This window comes from Pseudomonas sp. ADAK18 (assembly GCF_012935695.1).
GTDB lineage: Bacteria > Pseudomonadota > Gammaproteobacteria > Pseudomonadales > Pseudomonadaceae > Aquipseudomonas.
The window spans coordinates 3,835,925-3,852,047 of the sequence record NZ_CP052859.1; the positions used below are offsets into that span (position 1 = coordinate 3,835,925).

General features: G+C 59.3%; 17 protein-coding genes. 2 read left to right on the top strand and 15 right to left on the bottom strand.

Annotated elements, in window-relative coordinates; translation table 11 throughout:
- Window positions 1-147 precede the first annotated feature (147 nt).
- Window positions 148-963, top strand: coding sequence for a cytochrome c (locus tag HKK55_RS17195; protein ID WP_169355776.1), 816 nt, complete (start codon window positions 148-150; stop codon window positions 961-963).
- Between the two features lie 206 nt (window positions 964-1,169).
- On the opposite strand, the gene HKK55_RS17200 is transcribed toward HKK55_RS17195, so the two are convergent.
- The 14 genes from HKK55_RS17200 to HKK55_RS17265 all read right to left on the bottom strand — a co-directional run bounded on the left by HKK55_RS17200 (window position 1,170) and on the right by HKK55_RS17265 (window position 12,796).
- Complete coding sequence (locus tag HKK55_RS17200; RefSeq protein ID WP_169355777.1) at window positions 1,170-1,973, bottom strand: transglutaminase family protein; 804 nt, start codon at window positions 1,971-1,973, stop codon at window positions 1,170-1,172.
- Window positions 1,970-2,920: an alpha-E domain-containing protein gene (locus HKK55_RS17205; protein ID WP_169355778.1), complete on the bottom strand. Its 951-nt coding sequence runs from the start codon at window positions 2,918-2,920 to the stop codon at window positions 1,970-1,972. Before HKK55_RS17205 ends, HKK55_RS17200 begins: the two co-directional genes overlap by 4 nt.
- Window positions 2,921-2,924: 4 nt before the next feature.
- Window positions 2,925-4,334 (bottom strand): circularly permuted type 2 ATP-grasp protein, encoded by a 1,410-nt coding sequence (locus tag HKK55_RS17210; protein ID WP_169355779.1) that lies wholly within the window; start codon window positions 4,332-4,334, stop codon window positions 2,925-2,927.
- 436 nt (window positions 4,335-4,770) lie between these two features.
- The gene (locus tag HKK55_RS17215; RefSeq protein ID WP_155583128.1) at window positions 4,771-5,112 is read right to left on the bottom strand and encodes a ribonuclease E inhibitor RraB; all 342 of its coding nucleotides are present in this window, start codon (window positions 5,110-5,112) and stop codon (window positions 4,771-4,773) included.
- Window positions 5,113-5,325: 213 nt separating this feature from the next.
- The gene (locus HKK55_RS17220) at window positions 5,326-5,586 is read right to left on the bottom strand and encodes a hypothetical protein (protein ID WP_169357892.1); all 261 of its coding nucleotides are present in this window, start codon (window positions 5,584-5,586) and stop codon (window positions 5,326-5,328) included.
- Window positions 5,587-5,743: 157 nt separating this feature from the next.
- Window positions 5,744-6,349: an START domain-containing protein gene (locus HKK55_RS17225; protein ID WP_169355780.1), complete on the bottom strand. Its 606-nt coding sequence runs from the start codon at window positions 6,347-6,349 to the stop codon at window positions 5,744-5,746.
- Between the two features lie 41 nt (window positions 6,350-6,390).
- Complete coding sequence (locus tag HKK55_RS17230) at window positions 6,391-6,645, bottom strand: YkgJ family cysteine cluster protein (RefSeq protein WP_169355781.1); 255 nt, start codon at window positions 6,643-6,645, stop codon at window positions 6,391-6,393.
- A gap of 163 nt (window positions 6,646-6,808) precedes the next feature.
- Window positions 6,809-7,297, bottom strand: coding sequence for a translation initiation factor 2 (locus HKK55_RS17235; protein WP_169355782.1), 489 nt, complete (start codon window positions 7,295-7,297; stop codon window positions 6,809-6,811).
- A 104-nt stretch (window positions 7,298-7,401) separates the two neighbouring features.
- Window positions 7,402-8,841, bottom strand: coding sequence for a PLP-dependent aminotransferase family protein (locus HKK55_RS17240; protein ID WP_169355783.1), 1,440 nt, complete (start codon window positions 8,839-8,841; stop codon window positions 7,402-7,404).
- Between the two features lie 191 nt (window positions 8,842-9,032).
- Complete coding sequence (locus tag HKK55_RS17245) at window positions 9,033-9,848, bottom strand: OmpA family protein (RefSeq protein ID WP_169355784.1); 816 nt, start codon at window positions 9,846-9,848, stop codon at window positions 9,033-9,035.
- Entirely contained in the window at window positions 9,845-10,207 is a 363-nt protein-coding gene (locus tag HKK55_RS17250; protein WP_169355785.1) for a DUF4398 domain-containing protein, read from the bottom strand. Before HKK55_RS17250 ends, HKK55_RS17245 begins: the two co-directional genes overlap by 4 nt.
- A gap of 9 nt (window positions 10,208-10,216) precedes the next feature.
- On the bottom strand, window positions 10,217-11,032 hold the full coding sequence (locus HKK55_RS17255) for an ABC transporter substrate-binding protein (RefSeq protein ID WP_169355786.1): 816 nt from the start codon (window positions 11,030-11,032) through the stop codon (window positions 10,217-10,219).
- An 82-nt stretch (window positions 11,033-11,114) separates the two neighbouring features.
- Window positions 11,115-12,044 (bottom strand): electron transfer flavoprotein subunit alpha/FixB family protein, encoded by a 930-nt coding sequence (locus HKK55_RS17260; RefSeq protein ID WP_169355787.1) that lies wholly within the window; start codon window positions 12,042-12,044, stop codon window positions 11,115-11,117.
- 2 nt (window positions 12,045-12,046) lie between these two features.
- Window positions 12,047-12,796, bottom strand: coding sequence for an electron transfer flavoprotein subunit beta/FixA family protein (locus HKK55_RS17265; protein ID WP_169355788.1), 750 nt, complete (start codon window positions 12,794-12,796; stop codon window positions 12,047-12,049).
- 540 nt (window positions 12,797-13,336) lie between these two features.
- Here HKK55_RS17265 and HKK55_RS17270 point away from each other — a divergent pair.
- The gene (locus HKK55_RS17270; RefSeq protein WP_169355789.1) at window positions 13,337-15,001 is read left to right on the top strand and encodes an electron transfer flavoprotein-ubiquinone oxidoreductase; all 1,665 of its coding nucleotides are present in this window, start codon (window positions 13,337-13,339) and stop codon (window positions 14,999-15,001) included.
- Window positions 15,002-15,192: 191 nt separating this feature from the next.
- Here the strand turns inward: HKK55_RS17270 and HKK55_RS17275 are convergent, their stop codons facing one another.
- A complete protein-coding gene (locus HKK55_RS17275; protein WP_169355790.1) occupies window positions 15,193-16,083 on the bottom strand; it encodes an AraC family transcriptional regulator in 891 nt (296 codons plus the stop codon).
- Window positions 16,084-16,123 lie beyond the last annotated feature (40 nt).

Below are 16,123 nucleotides of genomic sequence, written 5' to 3' on the forward strand. Positions count from 1 at the left end.
ATCGCAGCCTTTGGCAGCTCCTACCGGGAAATTGCGTACAGCTGTCCCGTTATAGGGGCTGCCTTTTTGCGTGCCGTTTTTGGGTTGATTTGCGGTATCGTTAGCCACGATTTCGACCTTTGACTATTCAGGTCAACGCTCCCACAGATGGGCCCGCCTTTGAAATACATCTTCGCTTTCCTGACCCTGCTACTGACCTTGCCGGCCTCGGCCGCGCAGTTGACCATCGAACTGGATCACACCAGCAAAACGTGGCAAACCGCTGACCTGCTCAAACACCCGGATGTGCGAACGGTACAGATCGTCGATGACGTTTCCTACAAGCGCCAGATGACTTATCGCGCTGTTCCTTTGGCGGTGTTGCTGCCAGGTCTCAAGCCGCAGAACCACGTGCAGGCGGTGGCCCTGGACGGCTTTGCCGCAGAGTTGAGTGCCGGCCCGTTGCTGGAAAAAACCGGCGCCCAAGCCTGGCTGGCCGTGGAAGATCCGGCCCACCCTTGGCCGAATCTGGGGGATGACAAACCCAGTGCAGGGCCGTTTTATCTAGTCTGGACCGATCCGCAAGCAGGCCATATCAGCCCGGAGCAGTGGCCATTTCAGATGTCTGCAATCAAGCAGTTGAAGACCGTAGCCGAGCGTTTCCCAGCGCTGTTGCCGGATCCAGAGCTGGCAGCCGATGACCCGATCAACCAAGGGTTTGCGCTGTTCCAGAAGAACTGCATGGCGTGCCACCGCTTGAATGGTGCGGGCGATGCGCAAGTGGGACCGGACTTGAATATCCCCTACAGCCCCACGGAGTATTTCGGCGGCGACTTCCTCAAGCGCTACATCCGCGATCCACAGAGCCTGAGGCGTTGGCCCCAGGCGAAGATGCCGGCGTTTGCGGCCAGTGTGTTGCCGGACGGTGAGCTGGACTTGCTGGTGGGCTACCTGAAACACATGGCAGGCAGAAAACAGCCCTAGATACCGCCTTGAACCTCACCGAAAAAGTAACCTAACTGGGTACACCGCGTAGCAGCAGTCGAGCCCCCGCGAGGCTGCATAGGGGGCGACGCCACTCCCTCTGACTTGAAGTGTCGGGGGTTCGGCTTTCTATTAGTGATGTGGCCTTACGTAGCCTCGCTGGCGCTCGACAACTGCTACGTAATATCAGGCATGCACCAGAAGCCTTATTGCTGCTGCACCGAAATCACCGGCGTCGGCGCCACAAACACCTTGGCATGCATCTGCTCATGCCCTCCCCCACGGCGCATCCCGCGCACCGGACACGCATCCAGGTAATCCAGCCCGACGGCCAATTTCAAATGCCGTTCGGGACGGGCAAGCTGATTGGTCACATCAAAGCTGTACCAGGCATCATCCAGCCAGGCTTCGGCCCAGGCATGGCTGGCCAGGTGTTCGCTGTCTTCCGTGTACAAATACCCCGACACATACCGCGCCGGAATCCCCAGGCTACGAGCACACGCCAAAAAGGCGTGGGTGTGGTCCTGGCAGACCCCGGCGCGACCGGCGAAAGCCTGGGCGGCGCAGGTGTCGACTTCGGTCGCCCCTGGTGAATAGGTCATGTACTGGTTGAGCGCGTGCATCAGGTCGATCAGCGCACTGCGGTCCCGTCGCTGGTGGCACTGTTTTTCGGCAAAACTGCGCAGGGCCTCATCCGGTTCGGTCAAGCGTGTACAACGCAAGAATGGGAATGCCGATTGGCTCTCATGCTCGGCCTCGCGTAATTCATCGATATCCACTTGGCCGCGGGCGCCGATGATGATCGCTTCGTGAGGCTCGTCCAGGGTCAACACATGCAAGATATTGCCGAACGGGTCCAACTGCGCCCGCACCGGCCGTGGCAAGTCCAGTTGCCAGCTCAGGACGTGCTGGCGCTCGCTGTCGTGAGGCGTCAGGCGCAGGTACTGGATGCTGGCGCGCACTTGGTCTTCGTAGTGGTAGGTAGTTTCGTGGCTGATGGAGAGTCTCATGCCGCCTCCAGGTAGGAACTGTGAATAGCGTTACCCAACTGGCGCACCAGCGGGATGAAGTCGGTTAGCCAGGCGTGCAGGCCTTCCTCGAGGATTTCGTCAATAGCGGTAAAGCGCAGGCGCGCGTCCATCTCGGCGGCCAGACGTTGGGCCGGGCGACCGTTGACGCCAGGCAGGCTGGCGAGAATCTGGTCGATCTCTTCGCTGCAGGCCCGCAGTGAGCGCGGAACATTGGCCCGCAGCAGCAACAGTTCGGCCACTTGCCGCGCACCGGGAGCGTCGCGGTAGATCTCGGTGTAGGCCTCAAAGGAAGACAAGGCCCGCAGCAATGCACTCCACTGGTAATACGCATGGGCTGTGCCATCGGTGACAGCCTCAGCTTGGTCACCGGCCATTTCATAGCGGGCATCCAACAGGCGCAGCGTGTTATCGGCCCGTTCGATAAACGTGCCCAGGCGAATAAAACGGAAGGCGTCATTACGCATGATGGTGCCGTAGGTCGCACCGCGGAACAGGTGCGAACGCTCCTTGACCCACTCGCAGAATCGACTCATGCCGTAGCGGCTCAGGCCCTGCTGGGCAATGCCGCGAATTTCCAGCCAAGTGGCGTTGATGTTTTCCCACATGTCGGCGGTGATTCGCCCACGTACCGCATGGGCACTGGCACGGGCAGCACCGAGGCAGCTGTAGATGCTTGCCGGGTTGGCCGCATCCAGGGCAAAAAAATGCAGCAACCGTTCGGCGTGCAATTCACCGTGGCGCTCGTGGTAATCGTCCAGGGTGCTGGTAATCAGTAGCGGCATGGCCAGTTCATGCAGGCCATCGCCGCGCCCATCCTGGGGCATCAACGACAGGGAATAGCTGACATCAAGCATCCGCGCGAGGTTTTCCGCTCGCTCCAGGTAACGCGACATCCAGTACAAATCCGAGGCAGTTCTACTCAACATGGCTTCAATCCTCGACCACCCAGGTGTCTTTGGTACCGCCGCCCTGAGACGAGTTGACCACCAGCGAGCCTTCCCGCAGCGCCACGCGGGTCAGGCCACCAGGCACAACGCGGGTTTCCTTGCCTGAGAGCACGAACGGCCGCAGGTCGATATGGCGCGGGGCAATTCCGTTTTCGACAAAGGTCGGACAGGTGGATAAACACAGCGTCGGTTGGGCGATATAGGCATGGGGCTTGGCCTTGATTCTCGCCCGGAACGCTTCAATTTCCGCCGCACTGGCGGCTGGGCCGACCAGCATTCCGTAGCCGCCGGAACCTTGAGTTTCCTTGACCACCAGCTCAGGCAGGTTGGCCAGCACGTGGGACAATTCGTCGGCCTTACGGCACTGGAAGGTCGGAACGTTCTTCAGTATTGGCTCTTCGTCCAGGTAGAAACGGATCATCTCCGTGACGAAGGGGTACACCGACTTGTCATCCGCCACCCCAGTGCCGATGGCATTGGCCAGCACCACATTGCCCGAGCGATACGCCGCCAACAGGCCCGGCACACCGAGCATGGAATCCGGGTTGAAGGCCAGCGGGTCGAGGAAGGCATCGTCGAGTCGACGGTAGATCACATCGACTGCTTTCGGACCGTCGGTGGTGCGCATGAAAACGCGGTCATCCCTTACAAACAGATCGGCACCTTCCACCAGCTCCACGCCCATTTCCCGCGCCAGGAATGCATGCTCGAAGAACGCGCTGTTGAAGCGTCCCGGGGTCAATACCACCACGCTGGGGTTATCCAGCGGGCTGGAGCTTTTCAAGGTGTCGAGTAGCAGGTTGGGATAGTGATCAATCGGCGCAATGCGTTGGGCGGCGAACAGCTCAGGGAACAGGCGCATCATCATCTTGCGGTCTTCCAGCATGTAGCTGACACCACTGGGGGTGCGCAGGTTGTCTTCAAGGACGTAGTAAGTGCCGTCGCCATCCCGTACGAGGTCGACACCGGAGATGTGGGAATAGATATCGCGATGCAAGTCCAGGCCTTGCATAGCCAGTTGGTACTGCTCGTTGGCCAGCACCTGTTCGGCGGGAATGATCCCAGCCTTGATGATCCGTTGTTCGTGGTACAGGTCGGCGAGGAACATGTTCAGCGCCTTGACTCGCTGAATGCAGCCGCGCTCGACGATCCGCCATTCGCTGGCCGGAATGCTGCGGGGAATGGTGTCGAAGGGAATCAGGCGCTCAGTGCCTTGCTCGTCCCCGTACAGGGTGAAGGTGATGCCGGCGCGGTGGAACAGCAGATCGGCTTCGCGCCGACGCTGGGCCAACAGTTCGGCAGGGGTCTCGGCCAACCAGCGGGCGAACTCGCGGTAATGGGGGCGAACCAGCCCTGCCCCGTCGTACATCTCATCATAATAAGTGCGGATCATGCCGTACTCCTTGTCACCCGGACGCAAGAATCATCGCAAGGCCCGTGCCAGCGGCATAAACACTTAAGTATCAATCGGTTGGATATAGCCGAACGGCCAGTTGCACCGTCCCGGTGCAGCAAATGCTACGCGTCTCGCCCCACGCCTCATTGCGACGCAGGCTTTGACTATCAACAGCATAGCCAGAGTTGATTTCACTGCCCGGCAATCCCTGGGGATAATCGCCCTCATCAGCTGAACAGGACACGTCCTACAGCCTCACCTATTGCACCACCGGTAATTTGGTAGCTCGTGTACCGACCGGTTCCCCTTCATGTCCGGTCTTCCCTTTTGGCCACCCCGCTCGGGTGGCCTTTTTTTGTACCGGATATTTGCGACAGCAAAAACAAAATCGGCCGACCCAAGGGTCAGCCGATACGCTGTGGTGTTCATCACGCTACATGGGTAACCCACGCACCTCCTGCTTCACGCCCCATCCCTCGATGATCCCGCCCAGAGGCTCGACCACCGCCTCAAAGTCTTGCTCAAAGTCTCCTATGCCGTCGTAGGTGGCGAACATTACTTTGCTCAGTTCCAGGTACCAGGCGCCGTCGTCCCGCACGCTCACCTGGGCATTGAGGGATTCCCCACGAAATCGACCCGCAGCCCTGCGCGCCCGGGCTTCATCCGGAAAAATGGCGTAGAACTCGATGGGGTGGAAACGTGAGAAGTCAAAGCCGCCCTCTTTCATGCGGCGCAACACGTTGGTGCTGATGTCTTCTTGATAGGCTGTGCTCATGAAACGTCCTCCTCAAACTGATGGATAGACTTTCCGTGCTTCCCAAACCCCGTGCTCGAACGGCACAGGTAAATCGGTAATGGCATCACCGCAGGAAAACAAGCATGTAGCTGACAAGACCAGACCTTAGCGATTCATTCGCTGATCTCCCTTGCAGAGTAGCGCGAAGCTATCACCTCCACCAGAGGCGGTTGAATGGCAGTCAGGGAATGTTCAGGCGACGGGGGCAATGCTGAGGATTTGGATGCTGTTCTGGTTTTTCAGGCTCTTGACCGTTGGCTCATCGGTGCGGCCATCCAGGTCGTTAAGGTCCAACTCGGCGGCCACCGGCAGCAGCTTAGCGCGGATCAAGTGGGCAGCGTCTTCGAGGGTGGGTTTTTCGGTGCAGGCGAACTGCTCCACAGACTGGACGCCATGATCGTCAACGAAGGTGATGTTCCACATTTGCATCAGTGCCTCCTCGATAAAACCCATGGACGGGCTTACGGACATCTGGACCTTGGGGCACTGGCAATCGTTCAACTGTAGCCGCTGCCGAGGCACGAGGCTGCGATGCGGTCCGCAGGAGCGCCCAAAAGGGCCGCTACGCGCCCCATCGCAGCCTCGTGCCTCGTCAGCGGCTACAGGGTGCTTACTTCTCAGCGTGTGCTTTGAGCGCTTTCAAGGTATTGAACGGCGCGTCCACCACGAACTTGTTGGCCAACCACGACGGCACGCTGCCACCAGGTTCGGTGTGCACTTGGTAGGTCACTTCAGTCTGGTTGTCGCCTTTGGGCACCAGTTTCCAGTAGCCCTCGACCTGGGCCACACGCACATAGCCCTTCACTTCCGGCTGGTAGGTCGGCACTTCCAACAGTTTGCGGGTCACGCTGCCATCTGCTGCGGTGCTGGTGGTGATTTCCAGGATCGAGTCACGATCCGAAACCGGGAACGGCGCCTTGAACTGGGTATAGGTCCAGCTCTTGTCACCTTCCTGCTTGAGCAGTTTTTGCGACTTGCATTCGTGGATCCAGGAACAGGCGCCCGCCACGTCTTCCTGCAAGGCCTGAATCTTGGCCAGCGGCGCCTTGATCACGGTCACACCGCGATACGCCTTGTATTTGGAACCGGCGATTTCACTCAAAGACACTTTGATGCCGTCTTCATCCTTGGCCGTTTGCCAGTCTTCAGCCTGCGCTGCGGCGGCAAACAAAACAGTAAAACCGCACAACACAGCCATTCGTTTCAGCGAACCCATTGTTTTATTCCTTATTGTTGAAGTTCCGACAGTAAAGCCCACTAAGCCGCCGTCATCTGCTCCCACCAGCCGATCAACCTGATCGCTTCTTCCTGGCTGTTGCCACACACCTCGATATCCGCCTGAAACGCACTGCAGACCGCTGGCCTCTCCGGCAACCCGAACAGTTGGCACAGCTGTTCGACCGACAGATGCAGACAGCGTTCGCCCGCCAGTTTGCCCTGGGGCATACCGGGTAGCGGTGAACTGATGGATGGGGCAATGCAGCATGCGCCACAGCCTTCACGGCATTTCATGACGAGCAGATCCTCGACGACTAAGTATTGATGGCCAGGCTAGAGTACGCCCTTAAACATCTGTTTTAAATTGGCCTAACAGGGGTTTTTCGCGCAAAACCAATGTGACTGACCAGTCTGCGACAGAAGGTCAGCTGTTCGCGTCACGTTTACAGGCAGGCGTTTATTGCTTGAACTCGAAATCCAGCGCGGCACCTTCCACTTCGCGCCGTTCTTCGTTGCGCAGTTGCAGCTTCATCTCATTGCTGAGCAAGCGCCCATTGATCTGGAAGGCGCTATTGTCAGCGGGCTTTTCCTCGAACATCGGTGGCAACAAGGGCACATTCTTCGGCTTCGGCACGGTGCCTAGGGGCTGTAAGTGCCTGACCATGTCAGACGGCAGGCTCAAGTCCAGCCGCGCCGGCGGCAGTTTGGTCTGGGCCACTTCATGGGCCGATTTGGACTTGCTGGCGACAGGTGCACGTTTTTTCGCGGGGGCGGCTTTCTTGGCAACCGGCTTTTTTGGGGCCAGGGTGGTTTTTTTCGCCACCGACGCCTTGTGTTCAGTGCTGACGGCAGCGGCTCGCTCGCTCACCGGAGCCGCCAACACCACGCCGGCGTTGCACAGGCTTAACAGGCAAATCAACAACGCGGCAGGAAAAGTAGATGTCATATCGCCAACAGCATTAACGGCAGAGGGCCATATGCTCGCTTGTTGCGCCCGGCATGACAAGCGCGCTGATCAATCCACGAGTGTTTGAGTCCCCTTTACACCGTTCAAAAACCTGCCGCTGTTTCCTGGCATAACTGGCTGGCCAGCATGCCCAGGGTCATCAACGCCCGCTCCGCCTCGCGATTCCATGGGGTGCCGCAGTTAAGCCGAATACAGTGGTTGAACTGTTCCGTGTTACTGAAGATCAGCCCTGGCGCAATGCTGATGCCCTGCTGCAACGCACGCACGTGCAGTTCCTGGGTATTGACCCGTCCCGGCAAACTGACCCACAAGATGAAGCCACCGGTCGGCCGGGTCATCTGCGTGCCTTCGGGAAAATACTGTTGCACCGCCAATTGGAAGGCACTGAGGTTCTTGCGGTACTCCTGACGGATATAGCGCAAATGCCGGTCATAACCGCCATTTTCCAGGTACGCCGCGACGCCCATCTGGGTGACGCTGCAGGCCGAATGCGTGCTGAACATTTGCAGACGCTGGACCTCCTGTTGGTACTTGCCGGCGATCATCCAGCCGATACGCACCCCCGGAGACAGGGTCTTGGAGAAACTCGAGCAATAGATCACCCGATCCAGGCGGTCATAGGCTTTCAGGGCCTTTGTTCGGCCCAGCTCGAACATCAGTTCACCGTAGATATCGTCTTCGACAATCTGGATATCGAAGTCCGACGCCAGGCGCAGCAGCTGCTTTTGCCGTTCCTCAGGCATGGTGCCGCCCAGGGGATTGCTCAAGCGCGTTGTCAGTACCAACGCCTTGATCGACCATTGGTTGGCCGCCAGTTGCAGGGCTTCCAGGCTCATGCCGGTGGCCGGGTCGCTGGGGATCTCGATGACCTTGAGGCCAAGCAGGTCGGCCAGTTGCAGCAAACCGTAATAGGTAGGCGACTCGGCCGCGATCAGGTCGCCGGGACGCGTCAGCACCCGCAACGACATCTGCAACGCGTCGACGCAGCCGTGGGTGATCACCACTTCGCTGGGGTCGACCACCACGCCGGCATCGCGCATGCGGATCGCCACTTGGCGGCGCAGCGGTTCGAAACCGGGGCTGAACATGTAGCTGAAGGCCCGTGGGCTCTGGAAGCGCGTGACCTTGGCCAGTTGCTGGTGCAACGCCCGTACCGGCAGATAGTCGACACTGGGCACCGCAGCGCCCAACGGGAACACGCCTTCGCGGCGCGACTCCACCAGTACTTGTTGAATGATGCTGCTGCGGGTAACCAACCCTGGACGCTCGACCCGGGCGATGTCCGGCGTTGGCGCGGTCAGAGCCGGGGTCTGGTGTACGTAGTACCCGGACTGCGGCCGTGCGCGAATCAGGCCTTGGTCTTCCAGGTTGGCGTAAGCCTGCAACACCGTGGCGTGGCTGACGTTGAGCTGGGAGCTCATCTTGCGCACCGACGGCACGCGCTCGCCCGGTTGATAGACACCGCGTCGAATATCCTCAGCCAGTTGCTGAGCGATACGTTGATAGAGCAAAAGGTTGGTCATGACGCAGCACTCGATTTCACGGGTATTTTATTTTTGTGTGAAACATACCGGCACAGTTTAGAAGTGTACGGGGACAGTTGCCACAATAGTCGAGCACGGGCGGCAGTGATAGAAAAAACTGTAAGGGTCGAGCACTGAATGGCGGGCATGAAAAACCCGGGCTATACCCGGGTTGTTTCAGTGAGCGTATTTTATCGCGCGGCGCCCAACTGGCCCTTCTCATCGGAGAACACAATCTCCACCCGACGATTCTGCGCACGCCCCCGCTCGGAAGCATTCACCTCCACCGGATACTGGTCGCCATAACCTTCCACCTGGATGCGTTTTTCATCAATTCCCAGGTCCACCAGTACATCGGCCACGGCTTGGGCACGGTCCCGGGACAGCTTGAGGTTTTCCTGCTCACCGCCAGTATTGTCGGCGTAACCCTCAATGCGCACCACGCGCTTGGGATTCAGTTGCAGGAACTGGACGATCTTCAACACCGTGCGGTTGGCCGAGCTTTTCAGCTCTGCGTCACCGGTGTCGAACAGCATGTCCCCAAGGGTCATCACCAGGCCACGATCAGTCTGGGTGGTCGCCAGGTTGATGATCTGTTCCTCAAGCCACTTGCCCTGTTGCTGCACGCTCAGCAACTTGGCCTCACGCAGAGCCAGTTGCAGGCGCTGGCGCTCCAGTTCGAGCTTGGCGCCACGTTCTTCGTTAAGCACTTGCTCGGTATGCTCTCGGGCAATCGCGCTGTAGCGCTGGCTGAGGTAGGCGTAATGCTCTACGTCGGCACCGCTGCCCAGGTAGCTGGAAAAACGATCGGCACGGGCCAGGGACTCTCCGGCACGAATCACGTCCTTGGGCGCGATGCGCAGCACGTTGGAGTCTTCCTTGACCTTCTGGAAGTCGCTGCTGGCCTGTTGCAAGGCGGCATCGCTGTTGGGATGGCTGGCACAACCGCCCATCGCCACACTGCCCAGCAGCAGCACACTGCTCAAACCGCGAATCATCGGGCTCATTGGGCGTCTCCCAACTGCAGCTGCTTGCGCAGGCGGGTAATGCGGGTGTTGAGCACATTCAGTTTTTCCTGACTCTTCTGGGTCAGGACCCGCGCTTCCGCCAGACGAGCGTCCAGTTCGGCCTGCTCGGCCTGCATGCGGGCATCCTTGTAGGACTCATCAGCCATGTCAGCCTTGGCCTGGGCGAGTTTGCCTTCGGCCAGTTTCAACTCAGGCGAGTCGTCGGCGATGGCGCCCACGGCAGTGGCTTGCTCCAAGGCTTGCCGGGTCAGGCGCATTTGTTCATTCGGCGCTGGATCGGCTGCACATCCCGCCAAAGCTACAACGGCGAGGGCCGCGAAAAGAGGTCGAATAGTCACTGAAAATCCCTACTTTGTTGGGGTACCGACGGGTTGCTGCAATTGCGCCTTCCAGCGTTGCAGATTGCTCTGCAGCGCAGTTTGCGCCAGACCGGACGCGGGCAATTCTGTCATCTTTTTGGCGAGCTGTCCGCGCAACCACGGATCGTTGCAGGCCGAGTTGTGGGAAATGGCGAGGAACAGACCCGGCTGATCAATGGGCAGCTCCCGAGCCACCAAGTCCTTGTCCATGCCCAGGCTCTGGGCCATGGCCATGCCGGAGTAGCGCCCTGCGACTACGTAGTCCACTTCGCCAAGCAACAACTTCTGGAAGGCCGGAGTCACGGTTGGCGTGCGCTGCAAGGTCAACTGCTCAGTGGCGAAGGCTTCAAAGTCACGACTCAAACGTGCCCTTTGCGAGACTGCGCCCTTGTACCCGTGTAGGTCGGCGGCCGCGTTGTAGACCAGCGCTGAATCCTTGCGGGTCCACACCAGGTAGTCGGTTTGCACCAGCGCCGGGTGAATGTAGTCCAGGCTTTCTAGCTCACGGGTGGTCAGTGGCGCATCGGCCAGGATGTCCATGCGCCCGCTGCGCACTTCGTCCAGGGCCAGGGAGCGCTTGCCACCGTACAACAGGTCGATTTTCAAACCCAGGTCCTTGCCGACCTGTTGCAAGAGGTCGGCACTGGCGCCGATCAGGTGCGTAGGGTCTTGGGGATCACGCCACAGGTAGGGCGGTGCGTCCGGGCTACCGGTCACCACCAGACGCTCGCACTTGCCAGCGGCAAGGGACAAGGTTGGCAAGAGCAACAGGCTCAGCAGTACGGTCCAGGGACGCAATTCCATGGCGTGACTCTCCATTCTAAAATTGACGCGCAAAAAAAAGCCCGGTCAACAGACCGGGCTCTTTATAAGTGAAGCCGGCGGATTAGACCAGCTTCTCAAACTCAGGTACGGCTTCGAACAAGTCCGCGACCAGGCCGTAATCAGCCACCTGGAAGATCGGTGCTTCTTCGTCCTTGTTGATCGCGACGATCACTTTGGAGTCTTTCATACCGGCCAAGTGCTGGATCGCGCCGGAGATACCGACGGCGATGTACAGCTGTGGCGCAACGATCTTGCCGGTCTGGCCGACCTGCATATCGTTGGGTACGAAGCCTGCGTCGACGGCAGCGCGGGAAGCACCGACGGCAGCTCCCAGCTTGTCGGCCAGGGCGTACAGGTGCTTGAAGTTGTCGCCGTTCTGCATGCCACGGCCGCCGGAAACGACGATCTTGGCAGCGGTCAGTTCTGGACGATCGGACTTGGCCAGCTCTTCGCCAACGAAGCTGGAGGTGCCAGCGTCGTGGACAGCCGCAACAGCTTCAACGGCAGCCGAACCACCTTCGGCGGCAACCGGGTCGAAACCGGTAGCACGTACGGTGATGACTTTTACCGACGCAGTGGACTGCACGGTAGCAATGGCGTTACCGGCATAGATCGGGCGCTTGAAGGTGTCGGCGCTTTCTACCGAGATGATCTCGGAGATCTGGTCAACGTCCAGTTGCGCAGCAACGCGCGGCAGGATGTTTTTGCCGTTGGAGGTAGCAGCAGCCAGGATGTGGCTGTAGCCAGCCCCCAGCTCGGCAACCAGAGGAGCAACGTTTTCCGGCAGTTGGTGAGCGTAGGCAGCGTTGTCGGCTACCAATACTTTGCTCACGCCAGCGATTTTTGCAGCGGCTTCAGCCACGGCGCCAACGTTCTGGCCAGCGACCAGCACATGGATGTCGCCACCGATTTTCGCAGCGGCAGCCACGGTGTTAAGGGTGGCCGGAGCCACAACCTTGTTGTCGTGTTCAGCGATTACCAAGATAGTCATTTTTAGATTACCTTCGCTTCGTTTTTCAGTTTCTCGACCAGTTCAGCCACCGACTTGACCTTGATACCCGCGCTGCGTGCAGCTGGCGCTTCGACTTTCAGGGTTTTGTTGGTGGAGGCAGTGGAAACGCCCAAAGCGTCCGGAGTCAGCACTTCGAGAGGCTTCTTCTTGGCTTTCATGATGTTTGGCAGGGACGCGTAGCGCGGCTCGTTCAAACGCAGGTCGGTGGTGACGATGGCCGGCAGTTTCAGGGAAACCGTCTGTGCGCCGCCGTCGATTTCGCGGGTCACGGCAACCTTGTCGCCGCTCACTTCGACTTTCGAGGCGAAGGTGCCCTGGCCGTAACCGGTCAGTGCAGCCAGCATCTGGCCAGTCTGGTTGTTGTCGCTGTCGATGGCCTGTTTGCCGAGGATCACCAGCGAAGGCTGTTCCTTGTCGACAACGGCTTTCAACAGTTTGGCAACGGCCAGGGAAGTCAGCTCTTCAGCGGATTCGACGAGGATGGCGCGATCGGCACCCAGCGCCAGCGCGGTACGCAGCTGCTCTTGAGCAGTGGTCGGACCGATGGAGACGACGACGATTTCAGTCGCTACGCCTTTCTCTTTCAGACGTACCGCTTCTTCCACGGCGATTTCGCAGAAAGGGTTCATCGACATCTTGACGTTAGCGAGGTCGACGCCGGAATTGTCCGCCTTGACGCGAACTTTCACGTTGTAATCGACAACGCGTTTGACAGCTACAAGAACCTTCATGGATTCCTCGTTACTCTCCGGTGAAAAGAAAGTCGCCTAGGCGAACCTGGCGGTTGATGCTCATCGGCACACAAGGGCACCTCCAAAAACGCCGGCAATCGTAAACAGGTGACACGGCGATGAAAGTGATGACCGTTCGTCAGTGGTGACTGAGAGGTCATTCATTATCGCGGCGTGTAAACTGCGCGCCATCGTCTGATTGCGCGTCACCTTTTTGCCTTAGCCCTGCCTTTAGAGGTGGCCTTGAAACCTACAGTCTGCCTACGGGATGCGCAAAACCGACCGTATCTTGACCGGAACGCCTATTCTGGTCAATACGCCAAAATGGTCAGTTATAAGCCGCGCTGCTTTGATTTACCTAGCTTGCGAGCAATTCAAACAAACGTTTGTATTGGACGCTGAGAGTGGTGTAGATATAATGCGCCACCTAGAGAGAAAGGTGGGTCATCCGCTGCCCTTTGTATGCAGCAATGACGGATACAACACCGAACCTCCACCCATTAGAAAAAAAACTGTAGAGCCTTGAGTAGGAGATAGCCTGTGGAACGCGAATACATGGAATTCGACGTGGTCATCGTCGGCGCTGGCCCGGCGGGCCTGTCTGCCGCCTGCCGACTGAAGCAGAAGGCCGCCGAAGCCGGTAAGGAAATCAGCGTCTGCGTGGTCGAAAAAGGCTCCGAAGTCGGCGCTCACATCCTCTCCGGTGCCGTGTTTGAACCACGTGCCCTGAACGAATTGTTCCCGGACTGGAAAGAACTCGGCGCACCGCTCAACACTCCCGTGGTGCGTGATGACATCTATGTCTTGCGCAGCCCCGAGGCTTCCACCAAGGTTCCTGACTTCTTTGTGCCCAAGACCATGCACAACGAAGGCAACTACATCATTTCCCTGGGCAACCTGTGCCGCTGGCTCGCCCAGCAGGCCGAGAACCTGGGTGTGGAAATCTACCCGGGCTTCGCCGCCCAGGAAGCGCTGTTCGACGAGAACGGCGTAGTACGCGGGATCATCACCGGTGACCTCGGCGTCGACCGCGAAGGTAACCCGAAAGAAGGCCTCTACACTCCAGGCATGGAACTGCGTGGCAAATACACACTGTTCGCCGAAGGCTGCCGCGGGCATATCGGCAAGCAACTGATCCAGCGTTTCAATCTGGACAGCGACGCCGACGCCCAGCACTACGGCATCGGCCTGAAGGAAATCTGGGAAATCGACCCGTCCAAGCATCAGCCAGGTCTGGTGGTACACACCGCCGGTTGGCCGCTGGACATCATGAGCGCCGAGAACACCGGTGGCTCGTTCCTCTATCACCTGGAAAACAACCAGGTGGTGGTCGGCCTGATCGTCGATCTGTCCTACAGCAACACCTTCCTGTCGCCGTTCGACGAGTTCCAGCGCCTCAAACATCACCCGGTGCTGGCCCAGTACCTGGAAGGCGGCAAGCGCATCAGCTACGGCGCCCGTGCTATCTGCAAGGGCGGCCTGAACTCGCTGCCGAAAATGGTGTTCAAGGGCGGCGCGCTGATCGGTTGCGACCTGGGCACCCTGAACTTCGCCAAGATCAAAGGCAGCCACACGGCCATGAAGTCCGGCATGCTTGCGGCCGAGGCTGTGGCTGATCGTCTGTTCGCCGAGTCCGAAGGCGGCGACGAACTGACCGCTTACGTCGACAGCTTCAAGAAGAGCTGGCTCTACGACGAACTGTTCGCCAGCCGTAACTTCGGCCCGGCGATGCACAAGTTCGGCCCGATCATCGGTGCCGGCTTCAACTGGTTCGACCAGAACATCCTCGGCGGCAAAATGCCGTTCACCCTGCACGACACCAAGCCGGACTACGCCTGCCTCAAGCTGGCCAAAGACAGCCAGAAGATCGACTACCCGAAACCCGACGGCAAGCTGAGCTTCGACAAACTGAGCTCGGTGTTCATCTCTGGCACCAACCACGAAGAAGAACAACCGTGCCACTTGAAGTTGAAAGACCCAAGCATCCCGATCGGCACCAACCTGCCGCTCTACGATGAACCGGCGCAGCGCTACTGCCCGGCTGGCGTGTATGAAGTGGTCACCAAGGAAGACGGCGAGAAGCGCTTCCAGATCAACGCCCAGAACTGCGTGCACTGCAAGACCTGTGACATCAAGGACCCTTCGCAGAACATCACCTGGGTCACACCGGAAGGTGCGGGCGGGCCGACTTACCCGAACATGTAAGTCAGCGGCTTGAACATCAAGGCTCCCGAATGGGGGCCTTTTTGTTGCCCGACTCAGTTAACTGTGGGAGCCGCGTTCTATGGGAGCCGGGCTTGCCCGCGATGCAGGCAACTCGGTGTCTCATTCAAACCTAGGTGATGCCATCGCAGCGATGCGGCGGCCCGACAAGCCAGCTCCCACATTGACCGCGTTTATGCAGCCCGCTCGTCCCCGGGGCTACGTTCGAAGTAGCGCTTATATTCCCGGCTGAACTGCGACGTACTCTGATACCCCACACTGTGCGCCGCCTGCGCCACGCCCATGCCTTCGACCAGCAACAACTGCTGGGCCTTGAGCAAGCGTAAGCGCTTGAGGTACTGCACCGGCGACAGCAGCGTGCAGCGCTTGAAATGCTCATGGAAGGTGGACGCGCTCATATTGGCGTACCCCGCCAGGGTCTCGATATTCAGCGGCTCGGCGTAATGGGCATGCAGGTGATTCAACGAGGTGGCCACCCGGGAAAACTGCCCCTGCTGCTCCACCAACGCCCGCAACACATCGGCCTGAGGGCCACGCAAGGCGGTGAACAGCAATTCCCGCACCCGCGCCGGGCCCATGATCCGGCTCTCCAGCGGATCATGCAGGCACTGCAACAACCGCTCAACACAACCGCGCATGGCGTCATCGAGCACCACCGAGCTCATCGACTCCAGGGTTTGCGCCGCCGGCGGTGGCCCAGGCTTGATGCCCATGGCCATCACCAATTCCCCCAGCACCACCCGGTCAATGCCCACGGTGACGCCCAACAGCGGCGCATTGGGCATGGCAAAAGTCTCGCACTCGAAGGGCACCGGCATCGCCTGGATCAGATAGTGCCCGGCGCCATATTCCAGAGTGCGCGGGCCGAGGTACGCGACCTTGCTGCCCTGGGCGACGATCATCAGGCTCGGCTCGTAGATCTGCGGCCCCCGCGCCACATCACAACTGGCGCGCAACACCTGCACGCCGGGCAGGTTCGTGGGTGAGAAACCGTCGCAGGGTGTCAGCGGTTCGATCAAGGCGACCAACGCAGCATTGGCGTCGAGATGACGGGTCAACAACATGACAAAAAACTTCGCAAAAAGGGGATAACAGCATCATCGC

What these genes read in the sequence shown, in the direction of transcription:
- HKK55_RS17195 (WP_169355776.1), top strand. Translation starts at nt 148, where the DNA reads ATGGGCCCGCCTTTGAAATACATCTTCGCTTTCCTGACCCTGCTACTG.
- HKK55_RS17200 (WP_169355777.1), bottom strand. Translation starts at nt 1,973, where the DNA reads ATGAGACTCTCCATCAGCCACGAAACTACCTACCACTACGAAGACCAA.
- HKK55_RS17205 (WP_169355778.1), bottom strand. Translation starts at nt 2,920, where the DNA reads ATGTTGAGTAGAACTGCCTCGGATTTGTACTGGATGTCGCGTTACCTG.
- HKK55_RS17210 (WP_169355779.1), bottom strand. Translation starts at nt 4,334, where the DNA reads ATGATCCGCACTTATTATGATGAGATGTACGACGGGGCAGGGCTGGTT.
- HKK55_RS17215 (WP_155583128.1), bottom strand. Translation starts at nt 5,112, where the DNA reads ATGAGCACAGCCTATCAAGAAGACATCAGCACCAACGTGTTGCGCCGC.
- HKK55_RS17220 (WP_169357892.1), bottom strand. Translation starts at nt 5,586, where the DNA reads ATGGGTTTTATCGAGGAGGCACTGATGCAAATGTGGAACATCACCTTC.
- HKK55_RS17225 (WP_169355780.1), bottom strand. Translation starts at nt 6,349, where the DNA reads ATGGGTTCGCTGAAACGAATGGCTGTGTTGTGCGGTTTTACTGTTTTG.
- HKK55_RS17230 (WP_169355781.1), bottom strand. Translation starts at nt 6,645, where the DNA reads ATGAAATGCCGTGAAGGCTGTGGCGCATGCTGCATTGCCCCATCCATC.
- HKK55_RS17235 (WP_169355782.1), bottom strand. Translation starts at nt 7,297, where the DNA reads ATGACATCTACTTTTCCTGCCGCGTTGTTGATTTGCCTGTTAAGCCTG.
- HKK55_RS17240 (WP_169355783.1), bottom strand. Translation starts at nt 8,841, where the DNA reads ATGACCAACCTTTTGCTCTATCAACGTATCGCTCAGCAACTGGCTGAG.
- HKK55_RS17245 (WP_169355784.1), bottom strand. Translation starts at nt 9,848, where the DNA reads ATGAGCCCGATGATTCGCGGTTTGAGCAGTGTGCTGCTGCTGGGCAGT.
- HKK55_RS17255 (WP_169355786.1), bottom strand. Translation starts at nt 11,032, where the DNA reads ATGGAATTGCGTCCCTGGACCGTACTGCTGAGCCTGTTGCTCTTGCCA.
- HKK55_RS17260 (WP_169355787.1), bottom strand. Translation starts at nt 12,044, where the DNA reads ATGACTATCTTGGTAATCGCTGAACACGACAACAAGGTTGTGGCTCCG.
- HKK55_RS17265 (WP_169355788.1), bottom strand. Translation starts at nt 12,796, where the DNA reads ATGAAGGTTCTTGTAGCTGTCAAACGCGTTGTCGATTACAACGTGAAA.
- HKK55_RS17275 (WP_169355790.1), bottom strand. Translation starts at nt 16,083, where the DNA reads ATGTTGTTGACCCGTCATCTCGACGCCAATGCTGCGTTGGTCGCCTTG.